This window comes from Pseudomonas sp. NPDC089428 (assembly GCF_044749325.1).
GTDB lineage: Bacteria > Pseudomonadota > Gammaproteobacteria > Pseudomonadales > Pseudomonadaceae > Aquipseudomonas.
On the sequence record NZ_JBIVHT010000020.1, the window covers coordinates 45186 to 60978 of the forward strand.

Genomic DNA, 15793 nt, shown 5'->3' on the forward strand with positions numbered 1-15793 from the left:
GGTATTTGTAGGACTTTTCCTATGCATCGGTGTTTTTCTTCCCTGTAGCTTGGCTGAGGTTGGTACTTGCCTGGGGGGTTCCCTGTGTTCGCCAAGGTTGTGCCTGAACTTGAGCCGCATGAGAGCTTTGATATGAAGAGCACGTTTAGTGTGCAGAGGTTTTACCGAAGCGTGGCCTGTTGCGTAACAGTGCTGCCCCTTGGTTTGTACGGTGCCAATATACTGGCAGCCCAGCAGATCATCGAGCGTGACACGGTCATTGAAGCTTCCAGTCCCCTGGTCGGTTATCAGGTGTTGGGTGGGGCGAAGCTGACCGGTAATGGCGCATCTACCCAGCACATTTTCTTGCGTGAGGGAAGTGAACTGGAGTTCAACGGCAGTTCGATCGTTGCAGCGGACGATGGTGTGTTGATGGAGGGGGGCTCGCTAGCCCGGATCAATGGCAGCACCATCGCCAGCGAGAGTACCGGCCTGACAGTGGCGCGCAGCAGTGCTGGCGGTTCGGCGGCCTGGCTGAGCGACAGCACCGTCACTGGCAAGCTGAGGGGCGCGCAGGTCGCCAGCACTTCGGAGCTGCACCTCGCTGGCAGCAGGGTGCAGAGCATGGGCCCGGGCAGTGCCGGCGTGCGGATGTTCAATAGCTGGCTCGACGCGCAGGGTAGCCAGGTCATCGGTGCCCAGGAAGGCATTCTGGTCAGTGCCGACGGCACCACGGGGCGAGCTCGCATTGACCTGGACGGGTCGCGGGTCGTCGGGCAGGATGGGGCCGCCATCGTGGTGGACGGCGGCAGGCTGGGCGCGGCGACCGCGAAGATCACGGTCAGCAACGGCTCGCAACTGAGCGGTAGCAATGGCAGCCTGCTTGAAGTGCGTAACCAGTCGAATGCCGAACTGGTTGTCGAGAACAGCAAACTCGAGGGCAACGTTCGGGCTGAACAAGGCTCCAGCGCTACCGTCACGCTCGACAAGCAGGCCACCCTCACCGGGCAGTTGGAAAATGTCGGGAAGCTGACCATTGGCAATCAGTCGCGCTGGACAATGGTCGATGACGCCGCCGTGGGTGACTTGGCCCTCGATGGCGGCACGGTGCAGTTCGGCAAACCCACCGAGTACCAGCGCCTGACACTCGGCAGCCTGCGGGGAAGTGGCAATTTTGCCATGGATGCCGACTTTGCCGAAGGGAAAACCGACTTTCTCGATATCACGGGCACATCCAGCGGCAACCATGGTTTGTTGATTGGCAGCAGCGGGGAAGAGCCACAGCAGGAAGGCAAGCTGAAAGTGGTGCAGACGGCAGATGGTGGCGCCTCGTTTTCGTTGATCAACGGGCCGGTGGATCTGGGGGCGTTTTCCTACGAGCTGACCAAGCAGGGCAACGATTGGTGGCTGGATGGCTCGCGCAAGATCATCAGCCCAGGCACCCGTTCGGTGCTGGCTTTGTTCAACACCGCGCCCACTGTCTGGTATGGCGAGCTGACCAGCTTGCGCAGCCGTATGGGGGAATTGCGCCTGGATGATGGCAAGGCCGGTGGCTGGATGCGTGCGTACGGCAACAAGTATGACGTGGCCGCCAGCTCGGGCGTCGCCTACAAGCAAACCCAGCAGGGCTTCTCGCTGGGGGCCGACGCACCGCTGCCCATTGGGGACGGGCAATGGCTGCTCGGTGTGCTAGCCGGCCATAGCCGCTCGGACCTGGACCTGAGCGGTGGCACCAGTGGGGAGATCGACAGCTACTACCTGGGGCTGTACAGCAGCTGGCTGGACCGTAGCAGCGGCTATTACTTCGATGGCGTGCTGAAATTCAACCGCTTCGATAATGATTCGAAAGTGGCGCTGAGTGACGGCACACGCACCAAGGGGCATTACAACAACCATGGTGTTGGCGTGTCGGCCGAATTCGGGCGGCATATCGAATGGGAGCACGGCTATTTCTTCGAGCCATTCACCCAGTGGGCCACCGCCTACATCCAAGGCAAGAACTATCAGCTGGATAACGACCTGCAGGCCGAGGGTGATGCCGTACGTTCGCTGCTGGGCAAGGCGGGGGCAACGTTTGGCCGTAACTTCGAAATGCAGCAGGGACGTGTCCTTCAGCCCTACCTGCGGGCGGCCTACGCGCATGAGTTCATCAACAACAACGATGTGAAGGTCAACCAGAACCGTTTCGCCAATGACCTGTCGGGGTCGCGCCTGGAGCTGGGGGCGGGGCTGGCGGTAACGGTTGCAGAGCGCCTGCAAATGCACGTCGACCTCGACCACAGCCTTGGCGAGCACGTCGACCAACCCTGGGGTGTGAACGTGGGCGTGCATTACCGCTGGTAAACACCAACCGTGGGGGCCGTCGAGGCCTCCACTTCGGGAGAGTGAAGCCGATGAGTACCCTGCCAAGCGAGCCTGGGGCGTTGCTGGAGCCTGTAGATGTCCCGGTGCTGCTCGAAGATATCGACGGCGGCGAGAAAAACCTGCTGCCGGTCACCGCAACGCAGCAGCCCCTGCGCGTCATCGTGCCCATGTGGCCGATATCCGATCCGCGACCTGGAGAGCCCGAATGGCTTACGCTGTTCTGGGATGAGTTCCCGGTTGTGAAAGACAAGAAGTGGGAAGCCCCGGTACAGCCCGAGGACCTCATACTGAGCGTTCCAAAAGAACGACTTGTCGCTGGGCCCCATCAATTGCGTTATGAGGTGACCAACGCCTTTTGTGACATGAGCCCATCGGATACGCTGACCGTGTTGATTGACCTGACCCCGCCTGCATTGGGCGCGAACCAGGGCATGCTGACGGTGTTGGAAGACCCGGACGAGATCGAGCGTGACGGCCTCACCGAGCGCTACCTGAGAAACCACGGCCAGCGCTTGCGCACCGAGGTAGCCCGCTACACAACGCCTGCCGTCGGTGACAGGATCATCTACTACTGGGATACCGAGCCTTTTGAAGAGAACGATGTCGGTGAATTCGGCATTGACGACACTGGCGGGCCGTTCTACATCGATTTCGACGCTGAAATGATTGTCCGGTTCGGCGATGGGGACCGTTACCTGTACTATGCGATCAAGGATAGGGCAGGCAACCTCAGTGCGTTTTCCAAGCCTCTAAAGTTGCGGGTCTCGGCCGCTACGCGAACCTTTCCGCTAGCGAGCATTCCCCAGGCGGAGGGAAAAGACGATGATTTGCGCCTTGCGCTCGATGACCTGGAGCCCCCGCTGTTGGTCGGGGTGCCGGCTTCGGCTGTGGTCTACCCGGATGAGCGGCTGCGGGTGGAGTGGGGGAAACCCGGCGATCCTGGTTACTACTCAGCCACGACTGGTTATCAGGGGCGTGAGCGTGAGTTCGAGATTCCGCTGCAAAACGTCTTGGCTCAGGGGGCGCTCAGCCTTCAAGTAAGGTTTGTGGCGTCTGGCGACAAGCGTCTCGATTACCCGTCGCCACCGGTCAATCTGTACATTTGGCGAGTAAGCAAAGGGTTGCCCAGGGTCGAGTTGGTAGGCGTCAGCGGTACCGGCCTGGAACTTTCCAAGGCGCCAGCCCGTATTCCGGTGAAGTTGAATACCTGGTCGTTGATGCTTGAAGGTCAGTTGGTCGACATATGGGTGACGGGGGTCTTGGCTGACGATAACGAAGCAGAGCCATTCCAGGTGCTCAAAGACTACGTAGTCAAGACCGCTGATCTATCCGAAGGCATAGGTAGAGGTAACGACGTCGTCCTGCCCAGGTCCTTCCTGGAGACGCTGAAACTCGACTTACCATTCACCTTGCACGTCGAGGTCAGGTTTGCCGCGCAAGGCGTTCCGGTGCCGTTCCCGAAGTTGAGCCCGCGCTTGTTACCCTGAGCCGGAATACCTTTCACAGGCCGGAAACCGGCGCCGTCACTTCTCTCGTGGTGCTGCCGTAATCGTTGATGGTTGTGAAGAATACCTGCATGCCTGGGGCCAAAGCCGAGGTTGGCAGGTCGTAGGTTTGGGTGCTTTTGGGGGCTACCATCTCTTGTGCCTGGATGCTTTTGCGCGCAGTGGATTGGCCCACCTGGAGGTTCCTGAAGGTGTAGTGGTAGGGCGAGGGGTTGTGCACGGCCAGCTGTGCCTTGCCGTCGTTGTGTTGCACCGACCATTGCAGGGCGTTCAAACCGGCCTGCGCAGAACCCTGCAGGCCCACAGGGCGGTAGAACAGCTTTATCCGGGTGCGTAGTGCAATGGTCAGGGTGTTCGCCTGTTCATCTTGCACCTGGGGGATTTCCTGCACATTGAAGAAGAACAATGACTCTCTGTCATCTGGCAGGTCATTGGGCAGGCGATTGATCTGTACGGTCTGTTCTTTGCCCGGGTCCAGTCGGAACAAGGCGGGTGCGGCTATCAATGGAACAGCAATGGTACCGTCGTCCACGTCGGTATCCACCCAGCTTTGCACTGCAAACGCCTGGGTGCTGGGGTTGGCAACGGTGATCGAACTGCTTTGCTTGTCGCTTGCCTGCACGATGCGGGTGACGCTGATGGTGAGCGCCGCCTGGGCCGAGGAGATGAGTGCGCTAGTGACGGCTGTGGCAAGGACAATCTGACGCAATAGGGAAGTAGGCATAAAGGTGGTCTGACAAAGGCATGGAAACAAGCGCAGCGAGCCACGCTTGTCGAGTTCGGGTTTAAGGAATGGCAACCACGAAGCTGATGCTGGAAGCGATTGTTCCCTCGGTCACTGGCTTAGTAGTGTGCAGATTGGTGTTGAAAATCATTTCAGTGGGGACTGTATCGTCCAGAGGGTACTTGGCAGACGGGGTGTTAGGATCGAGCTGACCGCTCGAGTCGTAGATGGCAATCGCAAAGCCCTCACTGTAGCCTACGCCCGTTTTCAGGCCATACAGTTTGGGCGTTGGGCCGGTATAGTTGGCATTGAACGTGACGGTCGTCTCGGCCGGGATGGTCTCGGTGCAGGTAGCAGGGTCGAGACGCAGCGCGAACTTTTTCATCTCCGTTTGTTGGCCGGCCGATGTGTAGTCCTTGGTCTCGAAGTTGCCAAAGTTGATTATCGGCAGGGGAGAGCCGCCTGGGTTGACGACGCTGATCGGGCAGGTGCCGCCAGCCCTCACAGTGCCTTCGAAGTCGATGAGGCCAGTAGTGGCCATGGCCGAACTGCAGGCCAGGCCAAGCGCGCAAAGTGCAAGGATACGTTTCATGATGCGATCCAGATAGGGAGTTGACGTGTTGGTGTATGTCGAGCCGACGTCCAGGGGGCTGGACGGCGGGTCGGCATGCGTAAGCCTATCGTCGATCGCAAAAGGCAAGCTGTAAGGGAAGTCGCATTGCTGCGTGGAGAACGCGCCACGACAGGTGTCGCCAGGGGTAGAGGGGTATTACCGGGCCGCCGTCATCAGCTGTTTTTGTACATTCCAGTCGAAGGGTTCGCCGTTCTGCTCGGCTTCATGGCGCCGCTCTTCAAGTTGCTGATAGAGGCTCAACTCTTCATCGGGCATGAAGTGCAGGCAATCACCGCCAAAGAACCAGAGCAGATCGCGCGGTACAAGGTGGGCGATTTGCGGATAGCGCTGGATGACCTGGCAAAGCAGGTCTTGCCCCAGGTACTGGCTATGCAGTGGATCCTGAGGCAGCAGGTTCAGCAGTTCGTCGAAGCGCTCGAGGAACAATGCATGGCTTTCTTCTGGTACCTGCTCGGCCTCGGCCACAGCCACCAGAATGGTGCGCAGATGCTGCAGCAATTGCAGGTGATATTGCAGGTGGGGGGTGGCCATGATGCGGTCCTCGACTAGCTCAAAAGTACGAGTATACCCCAATGAGGTTCGCCCACCTGGGCAGCGTGCAGTTGGTTTGCGTGCTTGGAGGCCTGACATTTTTGCCAGTAGAAAGAAAAAGGCGAAGCGATTTCAAATGGTGCCAGGCCATCTGGCCTGAACTGGAGAGCATCATGGATCGCGCAAATGATCTGGTACCGAATGCAGGGTTTCCCATTGCCTACAGTCTGGTGTGGTACATCCTGCTGAACGACTGCTGGAAGGCATATTACGCAAAGAATGAGTTTACGCCGGGCGAAGCACTCCTGCTCGAAAGGCAGGCCGGTGCCAATGTGCATAAAGTGGCGTCCGTGGTTTTTGGTCATCCGCAACTGACATGGTCGGACCGCTTCATCGTCATGAAAAAACGGCTGCTGAGCGAACGTGAGGTTGCGTTTCGCCTGGAGCCGGGGCGCAGTGTCGGGTGGTTGAGTGAAATCAGGGATAACGTCTATGACGGCAGCCAGGTCCTGACGATCAAGGCCGACATGCTTGGCAGCTCTGTCGCTTATCGCGCTGATGGCTCTGTTCGCCTGAGGTGGGGAGCAGAACCGGATTTTTCATTTACCGGCGAAGACACACTGCGGTTGAAACTGATGCGGGGTTATCAAACCAAGCGCGGTGTCGATCTTTATTCCCTGGAGCAGCCCATCAAAGGCACCTTGCGTGAGTTGAGTGTTTTCTTCCAGCCCTACAATCAGGGAACGGCAATGGCCTTCCAGTATTTCACCCCAGATTCGCTGGCTGAGCGTGCACCGGGCTCGCTGCCTTTGCCCGGAAACGTGCTCGTGGACAACGTCGTGGTATTCCTGTTCAGCGAGCATGCATTTCCTGAAGTGAAGCAGGGCAAGGCTCCTGAAGATGAAACCTGGCTTCCCACTCTGGTTTTCCCGCCTCCCCGGCTCAGGAGGAAAGATGGTTCCTACCAATCCTCATTAGGTGCCTATGGCACGGAATACGATTCCCCCCGGGAGCAATTCTCTCCAGCTGAAGGCGTTCGGCCACAAAAGCTTGCATTGACGCTCGACCCCTTGGTGCGTGTCGTTGCGAGTGGCGAATATAGACAGGCTGTGCTGTTACAGCCAGGTCCCGATACGGCGGCCTGGGTTCTGGAAGGCGAGCCGCTGGGGCGCCTGGAGAAAGAAGGTAGCACCCGATACTATTACCCTCCTGTTGGTCCTGGCTCTGGTGTGGTTCTGGATGTGAACAACAAGACCGGTCGCCCGGCCGCTGTTATTTCCAGCGTCCCCAAATGGTTCACGGCTGATACGGTCAAAGCCACGCAAAATGGCGAAAGTGCATACTCGACATTTGCCACATATCATGCGCCGCAAACGCATTATTTGAAGGCTTCCCTGGAAAACGGCAAGTTCAAACTTGAACTCTGGTACTACGACGTTGGGGCGGGTAAAGACCTGCCGGTCCCGGAAGATGATACCGAGTGGGGTGTCGTTTCGGGTAATGGCACTCTATCGCCTTCGGGGGTATTCAACCCGGCCGCCAGCAATCCATCCTCGTTCTCTGTCGTCTGGGCGCGGGACACGAGTGACCCCCGCCTTCTGTTATGGGCGTTCACCATTATCCCCATGCCGCTCTACTCGCCGGAGGAGGCTGTGGCGTTATATAACGGTTAACACTTTGTTCCTGCTTGCAACATCTCGACAGAGCCGTTTTGCGGCTCTGTCGGCACTATGGCTTTTCGCCTAAGCTCAGCGAATGCATCCTGGATTGGGGGCCAACTGATCTTTGTCGAAGGCGTCCACATCAATGACGTTGCGGCGCACCTGTTCAGCTTCTACCAGGCGTTGCCCCTCTGCCGGTTGCAAAAGGCCTGCTTCAATGGCAGCTTCGATCGTCGCCTGGCCATGCCCTGGTTTGACCTTGCCGTCCTTGATGGCCTGATGCAGCCTTTTTTGCACAGGGGCAGTTTCGTTCAGCAAATCACTGGCCCGCTGCAACGCTGCAACCGGGTCGCCTTCGGCCTGTGGCCTGAAGCATCCCGCTAACAGCTCCTCCAGCGCCGGGTCGCCTTTGCTGCGGCCGATCAGTGCGGCGACTTCGGCATCCAGTTCATCGCTCGGCCCGCTATGGCGGCGGCCGAAGGGGAATACCAGCACGCGCAGGGCACAGCCGACGAAGCGGTTGGGGAAGTTGTCCAGCAGGCGGTCCAGGGCGTTTTCCGCCTGGCCGAGGCTTTCTTCCATGGCCCAGCGCAACAGTGGCTGCATGTGCTCCGGTGAACCCAGGTCGTGATAGCGCTTGAGGGCGGCGCTGGACAGGTACAGGTAGCTGAGCACGTCACCCAGCCTTGCGCTCAGGCGTTCGCGGCGCTTGAGCGCGCCGCCCAGCAGCATCATCGACAGGTCGGCCAGCAGGGCGAATGCCGCAGCCTGGCGGTTTAGCGCCCGGAAGTAGCCTTGGCTCAAGGCGTCACCCGGTACGCTTTCCAGGCGGCCCAGGCCGAGGTTCAACACCAGCGTGCTGGCCGCGTTGCTCGCGGCGAACATGATGTGTTTCATCAACAGGTCGTCGAATTCCTTCAATGCCTGATCGCGGTCCTCGCGCCCGGCCAGGGCCATTTCCTTGAGCACGAACGGGTGGCAGCGGATGGCACCCTGGCCGAAGATCATCAGGTTGCGCGAAAGAATGTTGGCGCCTTCGACGGTGATGAAGATCGGCGCCCCTTGCCAGTTGCGCCCCAGGTAGTTGTTCGGCCCCATGATGATGCCTTTGCCGCCGTGCACGTCCATGGCGTGCTGGATGCACTCGCGGCCACGCTCGGTGAGGTGGTACTTGAGGATCGCCGACAGCACCGAAGGCTTCTCGCCCAGGTCCACGGCCTTGGCGGTCAGCAGGCGCGCGCTGTCCATCAGCCAGGCATTGCCGCCGATGCGAGCCAGCGACTCCTGGATACCTTCGAAAGCCGCCAGCGGCACATTGAACTGTTCGCGGATGTTGGCGTACTGGCCGGTGACCAGACTGGTGTATTTGGCCGCGCCAGTGCCTACTGCGGGCAGGGAGATGGAGCGGCCTACCGACAGGCAGTTCATCAGCATCATCCAGCCCTTGCCAAGCATGCCCTGGCCGCCGATGAGGAAGCTCAACGGCACGAACACATCCTTGCCGCTGTTGGGGCCGTTCATGAACGCGGCGCCCAGCGGCAGGTGGCGTTTGCCGATTTCGACGCCGGGCGTGTCGGTAGGGATCAGCGCCAGGCTGATACCCAGTTCTTCCTGCTCGCCCAACAGGTGGTCCGGGTCGTAGGCCTTGAACGCCAGGCCCAGCAGGGTGGCGACGGGCCCGAGGGTGATATAGCGCTTTTCCCAGTTCAGGCGCAGGCCGATGACCTCTTCGCCGTTCCACTGCCCCTTGCAGACCACCCCGGTGTCAGGCATGGCGCCCGCGTCGGAGCCGGCCAGCGGGCCAGTGAGCGCGAAGCAGGGGATATCATCGCCACGCGCCAGGCGTGGCAGGTAGTGGTTGCGTTGTTCGTCAGTGCCGTAATGCAACAGCAGTTCGGCCGGGCCGAGCGAGTTGGGCACCATCACGGTGGAGGCCAGGTCGCCGCTGCGGGTGGCCAGTTTCATCGCCACCTGGGAATGTGCGTATGCCGAGAAGCCTTTGCCGCCGTATTCCTTGGGGATGATCAGGGCGAAGAAGCCATTCTGCTTGATATGAGCCCAGGCTTCAGCCGGCAGGTCCATGTCCTGGCCGATCTGCCAGTCGCTGACCATGGCGCAGAGTTGTTCAGTCGGGCCATCGATGAAGGCCTGTTCTTCTTCGGTCAGCTTCGGAGCCGGGTAGGCGAGCAGGGTGCGCCAATCTGGACGGCCGCTGAACAGTTCGCCGTCCCACCATACGGTGCCGGCGTCGATCGCCTCGCGTTCGGTTTGCGACATTGGCGGCAGGGTGCGCTGGAACCACTTGAACACGGGGCCGGTGAATACCTTGCGGCGCCATTCCGGCAACGCTACCAGGGCGACTTTCAGTGCCAGCACTATCCAGATCAGAGTCAGCAGCCAGCCGGGAGCGCTGCTGAAAATGCCCATCAGCAGTACATAGCCCGCCATGATGCCGAGAATCTGCAAGGGCGCCAGGCGCCGGTGCGTGAGGTACGCCGCGCCGATCACCAGCACTACCAACCACAACAGCAACATAATCGGTCCTCCTCGGAACCAGGGGGGGTAAGCCGTACCAGACAGCTTAGACGCAACGCTGCGAACGGCCGGGTCAGAACAGTGACAGGGTATGGCGGTGGGAGTTTCAGTCCGGTGTTTGCCTGTATCGGCCTCTTCGCGGGCGCGCCCGCTCCCATAGGGATCACACCAAGCCTGAGAGCGGTGCAGTACCTGCATGAGTGGCGGTTCGGCGCCCCGATTTACCCGCGAAGAGGCCGGTACAGGCGATAAAACTCTGGAGTAGACTGTGCCTCCTCCGCATTCATAAGGACGTTGCCATGCTGAAGATCTGGGGCCGCAAGAATTCGAGCAATGTGCGCAAGGCGCTGTGGATCGCCCACGAGTTGGGCCTGGATTTCGAGTCGATCGACGCCGGCGGCGCCTTCGGCGTGGTCAACGAGCCGCACTACCGCGCCCGTAACCCCAACGGCCTGGTGCCCATGCTCGAAGACGGCGACCTGACCCTGTGGGAATCCAACACCATCGTCCGCTACCTGTGCGCCGAATATGGCACTGAGCAGGGCTGGTACCTGGAAGACCCGCGCCAACGCGCCCTGGCCGACAAGTGGATGGACTGGACCACCTCGTCTTTCGCCGGCCCGTTCCGTCCGCTGTTCTGGGGGCTTTTGCGCACCCCGGAAGACCAGCGCGACTGGGTAGCGATCAATGCCGCGCACAAGCAATGCGCCCAGTTGCTGGCCATTGCTGACGAAACCCTGGCCAAACAGCCGTACCTGTCCGGTGACCAGATCGGCATGGGCGACATCCCACTGGGTAGCTTCGTCTACGCCTGGTTCGAAATGCCCATCGAGCGCCCGGCCATGCGTCATCTGGAAGCCTGGTACGAGCGCCTCAAGGCTCGCCCGGCCTACCAGGCTGCGGTGATGACCGCGCTGACCTGATCGAACACCACGGCTGTTTCGATAGTCACTATCAATACACATGACTGTACTTGTGCGGCCAGGCCAAGCACCATTGGCCGCACTCACTGCGCCAGTGACTTTGCCTGGCGTGTCCTGCACCTTTTTCTTCGGTAAGTGACCCGCTATGAGTTCCGCCCTGTCCATCCGACAGCTGACCAAGACCTACGGCAACGGCTTCCAGGCCCTCAAGGGAATCGACCTGGACGTTGCCGAGGGCGACTTCTTCGCCTTGCTCGGCCCCAACGGCGCCGGCAAGTCCACCACCATCGGCATCCTCTCGACCCTGGTGAACAAGACCAGCGGCACGGTCAACGTATTCGGCCATGACCTTGACCGCGAGCCTTCGGCGCTCAAGCGCTGCCTGGGCGTGGTGCCGCAGGAGTTCAACTTCAACCAGTTCGAGAAGTGTTTCGACATCGTCGTGACCCAGGCGGGCTATTACGGCATCCCGGCCAAGGTAGCCAAGGAACGCGCCGAGCAGTACCTGACCCAGCTGGGCCTGTGGGACAAGCGTGACGTGCCTTCGCGGTCGTTGTCCGGTGGCATGAAGCGCCGCTTGATGATCGCCCGTGCGTTGATCCATGAACCGCGCTTGCTGATCCTCGACGAACCCACTGCTGGGGTGGACATCGAACTGCGCCGTTCGATGTGGAGCTTCCTCACCGAGCTCAACCAGAAGGGCATCACCATCATCCTCACCACCCATTACCTGGAAGAGGCCGAGCAGCTGTGCCGTAACATCGGCATCATCGACCACGGCACCATCGTCGAGAACACCAGCATGCGCCAGCTGCTGGGCAAGCTGCATGTCGAGACCTTCGTCCTCGACCTCAAGCAGGACCTGGCTTCGGCGCCGGTGCTGCAAGGCTACCCGTGCCGGTTGCTGACCCCGCACACCCTGGAAGTGCAGGTGGAGAAGGACATCGGCATCACTGCGCTGTTCGGCCAGCTGGCGCTGCAGAACATCGAAGTGCAGAGCCTGCGCAACAAGACCAACCGACTCGAGGAGCTGTTCGTGTCCCTGGTGGAAAAAAACCTGTCGAAGGTGGCCGTATGAGTGTGGAACTGCGCACCAACTGGGTCGCCCTGCAGACCATCGTCTACCGCGAAGTGCGGCGCTTTTTGCGCATCTGGCCGCAGACCCTGCTGCCGCCGGCGATCACCATGGTCCTGTACTTCGTCATCTTCGGTAACCTGATCGGCCGGCAGATCGGCGACATGGGTGGTTTCACCTACATGCAGTACATCGTGCCGGGGCTGATCATGATGTCGGTGATCACCAACTCCTACGGCAACGTGGTGTCGAGCTTCTTCGGCAGCAAGTTCCAGCGTTCGATCGAAGAGCTGATGGTGTCACCGGTGTCGCCACACACCATCCTCGTCGGCTATGTGCTGGGTGGCGTGCTGCGTGGCCTGGCGGTGGGGGTGATCGTGACCATCCTGTCGATGTTCTTCACCGACCTGCAGGTGCATCACCTGGGTGTGACCGTGGTCGTGGTACTGCTGACGGCTACCATCTTCTCGCTGCTGGGCTTCGTCAACGCGGTGTTCGCACGCAACTTTGACGATATCTCGATCATCCCGACCTTCGTGCTGACGCCGCTGACCTACCTGGGCGGGGTGTTCTACTCGATCAACCTGCTGCCGCCGTTCTGGCAGACCGTGTCGCTGGCCAACCCGGTGCTGCACATGGTCAACTCGTTCCGCTACGGCATCCTAGGGGTGTCGGACATCAGTATTGGCACGGCGATCACCTTCATGCTGGTGGCCACTGCGGTGCTCTATGTGCTGTGCGTCCGCCTGCTGGTCAGCGGCCGCGGCATGCGCGCCTGACGCCCGTTGCTTGCGCCGGCGCCACTGCCGGCCAATCCACCAGCGCCAGTACAGCAGGGTGGTGAAGTAGGCCGCGATGCCCAGCACCACCCCGCACACCACCGAACCCAGCAGAAACGGCTGCCACAGCGTGGCCAGCTGGTCGGTGATCCACTCGAAGGTCAGTTCGTCGGGCAAGGTACGTGGCGGAATCTGCATCAGCCAGGCGCCGGTCATGTAGGTGACGAAGAACACCGGCGGCATGGTCAGCGGGTTGGTCAACCACACCAGGCTGACGGCGATCGGCAGGTTGCCGCGTACCGGGATTGCCAGTGCCGCGGCCAGCAGCATCTGCATGGGGATGGGGATCAATGCCGCGAACAGGCCCACGCCCATGGCCCGCGCCACCGAGTGGCGGTTGAGGTGCCAGAGGTTCGGGTCGTGCAGCAGCTTGCCGAAAAAGCGTAAGGACTTGTGTTCCCGAATGCTGGTCGGGTCCGGCATGTAGCGTTTGAAAAGTCGGCGCGGCATGTAGGCTCCCGGAGCGTTGATCGGGGCAGTATGCCTCGATTCGCGTTCAGCCTCGTTTAGAGTTTGTGACAATTGTTGAGCGGGCAGCGCCGGCTTTTCGTCTATGCCTCAGTAAGCGATTCCGCTTCTGGAGCTCTACCTCATGCGCACAGGGATGTTTGCGCTCGCGCTCGGGCTGTTGTGCCTGGGTGTTCTCCCCGTTTTGCCGTCGGTCGGCTGGCTGCTACTGCTGGTGCTGGTCGGTGGCGTCTGCGCCTGCACACGGTTGTGGCCGCTGGGCTGTTTTCTGCTGGGGTTGTGCTGGGCTTGCTGGTCGGCCCAGCAGGCACTGGATGACCGCCTGAGCGCGCAGCTGGATGGCCGCACTTTATGGCTGGAGGGCCAGGTCGTCGGGTTGCCGACGCGTACTGCGCAGGGCGTGCGCTTCGAGCTGGAACAGCCGCATTCGCGCCGCGCCGAACTGCCGCAGCGTCTGCAGCTGAGCTGGTTCGATGGTCCGGCCATCCATGCGGGCGAGCATTGGCGCGTGGCGGTCACCTTGCAGCGCCCGGCCGGGCTGCTGAACCCCCATGGCCCGGACCGCGAGGCTCAGTTGCTGGCCCGGCGCATCGGTGGCACTGGCACGGTAAAGGCGGGCCAGGTACTGCAGGCGGTGGCGCCGGGGTGGCGGGATGCGCTGCGCGAGCGCCTGCTGCAGGTCGATGCCTTTGGCCAGGAAGCCGCGCTGGTGGCGCTGGTGCTCGGTGACGGTGCAGGCTTGGCCCGTGAACAGTGGCAGGCGTTGCAGGCGACCGGCACGGTGCATTTGCTGGTGATTTCCGGGCAACACATCGGCCTTGTCGCGGGCTTGATGTATGCCTTGGTCGCAGGCTTGGCGCGCTGGGGGCTTTGGCCGCGACGGTGGCCATGGTTGCCTTGGGCATGCGGGCTGGCGCTGGCGGCGGCGCTGGCCTACGGCTGGCTGGCCGGTGCGGGTGTGCCGGTGCAGCGTGCCTGCCTGATGCTGGCGGTGGTGCTGCTGTGGCGCCTGCGCTTTCGGCAACTTGGGGCGATGTTCCCGCTGCTGCTGGCGTTGAACCTGGTGTTGCTGGCCGAACCTCTGGCAGCGTTGCTCCCCGGTTTCTGGCTGTCGTTCGCGGCGGTGGCGATCCTCATCTACAGCTTTGCTGCACGGCTTGGCGGTTGGCGGCCCTGGCAGGCGTGGACGCGGGCCCAATGGGTGATCGCCGTCGGCCTGTTGCCGGTGCTGTTGGCCACGGGGTTGCCGGTCAGCCTGAGTGCGCCTGTGGCGAACTTGCTGGCGGTGCCCTGGATCAGCCTGGCGGTGTTGCCACTGGCATTGCTCGGAACGCTGTTGTTGCCGCTGGCAGGCGTTGGTGAGGGGTTGCTGTGGGTCGCGGGTGGCTTGCTGGATATCCTGTTCCGGCTGCTTGCCTTGCTGGCAGGGTGGCGGCCGGCATGGATACCGCCGGCGCTGCCGGTAGTGGCCTGGTTGCTGGTGTGTGCCGGTACGCTGCTGCTGTTGCTGCCCCGTGGCGTGCCGCTGCGCGGCCTTGGCGGGGTCATGCTGCTGGCCCTCTGGGTGCCACGGGATACGCTACCGCTTGGGCAGGTCGAGGTCTGGCAGCTGGATGTTGGTCAGGGCTTGGCGGTGCTGTTGCGCACACGGCATCACACCCTGCTGTACGACACCGGGCCGGCCAAGGGCGAAACCGACCTGGGCGAACGGGTGGTGCTGCCGACCCTGCGCAAGCTTGGGGTGGGCCGCCTGGACCTGATGCTGATCAGCCATGCCCATGCCGACCATGCGGGCGGCGCTGCGGCCATCCTGCGTGGTTTGCCGGTCGGCCGGGCGATTGGCGGTGAAGCGTTGGGTGGCGTTCAGTTGCAGCCTTGCAGCAGTGGCGAGCGATGGGCATGGGATGGCGTGGATTTTTCGCTCTGGCGCTGGGCGGACGGTCAAAGCAGCAATGATCGCTCTTGTGTGTTGCTGGTCGAGGCGCGGGGCGAGCGTTTGCTGCTTGCGGGGGACATGGAGGCTGGCGCCGAGCGGGCTTGGCTGGCGGATACCGAAGTGCCTCGCATCGACTGGCTGCAGGCGCCGCACCATGGCAGCCGTAGTTCTTCCACCGAGGCCTTTATCCGCGCCACGATACCGCGAGGGGTGCTGGTTTCGCGGGGGCGAAACAACAGTTTCGGGCACCCGCATGTTGAGGTGGTCGAGCGTTATCGGCGGCATGGGGTGGTCATTCACGACACGGCCGCAGAAGGGGCGTTGCGGTTGGTGTTGGGGAGCCATGGTGATGTCGAGGGTGTGCGTCGGCAGCGACGTTTCTGGCGTTCGCCTTGACTTGTGTGGTGTCTGCAAGATCGAGCGCCGCGCGGGCGGCGCTCGATCTCACAGGCGCTGCAACTGTTGTGACGAGCACCTGTCCGCCCTGGTGCCGACCCAAGGCATACACCTGTCCGCCCTGGTGCCAGTCCAAGGCATACCCATCTGGCCTCCACCATTTGCCTGACCTCCGGCAGATGAGCCCCTTGCGCTCCTGTGTTAGAGTGGCGGCCTTTTTCCA

The 15793-nt window shown here is 61.5% G+C and carries 12 protein-coding genes; 7 read left to right on the top strand and 5 right to left on the bottom strand.

Annotated elements, in window-relative coordinates; genetic code table 11:
- Positions 1-189: 189 nt before the first annotated feature.
- On the top strand, positions 190-2322 hold the full coding sequence (locus ACIPZ5_RS24870; RefSeq protein ID WP_400811175.1) for an autotransporter outer membrane beta-barrel domain-containing protein: 2133 nt from the start codon (positions 190-192) through the stop codon (positions 2320-2322).
- A 50-nt stretch (positions 2323-2372) separates the two neighbouring features.
- The gene (locus ACIPZ5_RS24875) at positions 2373-3830 is read left to right on the top strand and encodes a hypothetical protein (RefSeq protein ID WP_400811177.1); all 1458 of its coding nucleotides are present in this window, start codon (positions 2373-2375) and stop codon (positions 3828-3830) included.
- Positions 3831-3843: 13 nt separating this feature from the next.
- Here ACIPZ5_RS24875 and ACIPZ5_RS24880 read toward each other — a convergent pair whose 3' ends face one another.
- The 3 genes from ACIPZ5_RS24880 to ACIPZ5_RS24890 form a co-directional block, all read right to left on the bottom strand.
- Positions 3844-4602: a molecular chaperone gene (locus ACIPZ5_RS24880; protein WP_400811209.1), complete on the bottom strand. Its 759-nt coding sequence runs from the start codon at positions 4600-4602 to the stop codon at positions 3844-3846.
- A 31-nt stretch (positions 4603-4633) separates the two neighbouring features.
- Positions 4634-5164, bottom strand: a complete 531-nt coding sequence (locus ACIPZ5_RS24885; RefSeq protein WP_400811179.1) for a fimbrial protein — start codon at positions 5162-5164, stop codon at positions 4634-4636.
- Between the two features lie 177 nt (positions 5165-5341).
- Positions 5342-5737: a PA2817 family protein gene (locus ACIPZ5_RS24890; RefSeq protein ID WP_343599592.1), complete on the bottom strand. Its 396-nt coding sequence runs from the start codon at positions 5735-5737 to the stop codon at positions 5342-5344.
- Between the two features lie 41 nt (positions 5738-5778).
- Here ACIPZ5_RS24890 and ACIPZ5_RS24895 point away from each other — a divergent pair, with 41 nt between their 5' ends.
- Complete coding sequence (locus ACIPZ5_RS24895) at positions 5779-7410, top strand: hypothetical protein (RefSeq protein ID WP_400811181.1); 1632 nt, start codon at positions 5779-5781, stop codon at positions 7408-7410.
- A 75-nt stretch (positions 7411-7485) separates the two neighbouring features.
- Here the strand turns inward: ACIPZ5_RS24895 and ACIPZ5_RS24900 are convergent, their stop codons facing one another.
- Positions 7486-9933 (bottom strand): acyl-CoA dehydrogenase, encoded by a 2448-nt coding sequence (locus ACIPZ5_RS24900; protein ID WP_343599594.1) that lies wholly within the window; start codon positions 9931-9933, stop codon positions 7486-7488.
- Between the two features lie 299 nt (positions 9934-10232).
- Between ACIPZ5_RS24900 and ACIPZ5_RS24905 the strand changes: the two genes are divergently transcribed.
- The 3 genes from ACIPZ5_RS24905 (at position 10233) to ACIPZ5_RS24915 (ending at position 12710) form a co-directional block, all read left to right on the top strand.
- Complete coding sequence (locus ACIPZ5_RS24905; RefSeq protein WP_110638316.1) at positions 10233-10856, top strand: glutathione S-transferase; 624 nt, start codon at positions 10233-10235, stop codon at positions 10854-10856.
- Between the two features lie 145 nt (positions 10857-11001).
- Positions 11002-11934: an ABC transporter ATP-binding protein gene (locus tag ACIPZ5_RS24910; RefSeq protein WP_313713464.1), complete on the top strand. Its 933-nt coding sequence runs from the start codon at positions 11002-11004 to the stop codon at positions 11932-11934.
- Positions 11931-12710: an ABC transporter permease gene (locus ACIPZ5_RS24915; protein WP_085675531.1), complete on the top strand. Its 780-nt coding sequence runs from the start codon at positions 11931-11933 to the stop codon at positions 12708-12710. The genes ACIPZ5_RS24910 and ACIPZ5_RS24915 overlap by 4 nt, the downstream gene beginning before the upstream one ends.
- Here the strand turns inward: ACIPZ5_RS24915 and ACIPZ5_RS24920 are convergent.
- Positions 12594-13220, bottom strand: coding sequence for a DUF2062 domain-containing protein (locus ACIPZ5_RS24920; protein ID WP_343599600.1), 627 nt, complete (start codon positions 13218-13220; stop codon positions 12594-12596). The two genes, ACIPZ5_RS24915 and ACIPZ5_RS24920, sit on opposite strands and share 117 nt — an antisense overlap.
- A 142-nt stretch (positions 13221-13362) precedes the next feature.
- On the opposite strand from ACIPZ5_RS24920, the gene ACIPZ5_RS24925 reads away from it, so the two are divergent.
- The gene (locus ACIPZ5_RS24925; RefSeq protein WP_400811184.1) at positions 13363-15570 is read left to right on the top strand and encodes a DNA internalization-related competence protein ComEC/Rec2; all 2208 of its coding nucleotides are present in this window, start codon (positions 13363-13365) and stop codon (positions 15568-15570) included.
- The last annotated feature ends 223 nt before the right edge of the window (positions 15571-15793 follow it).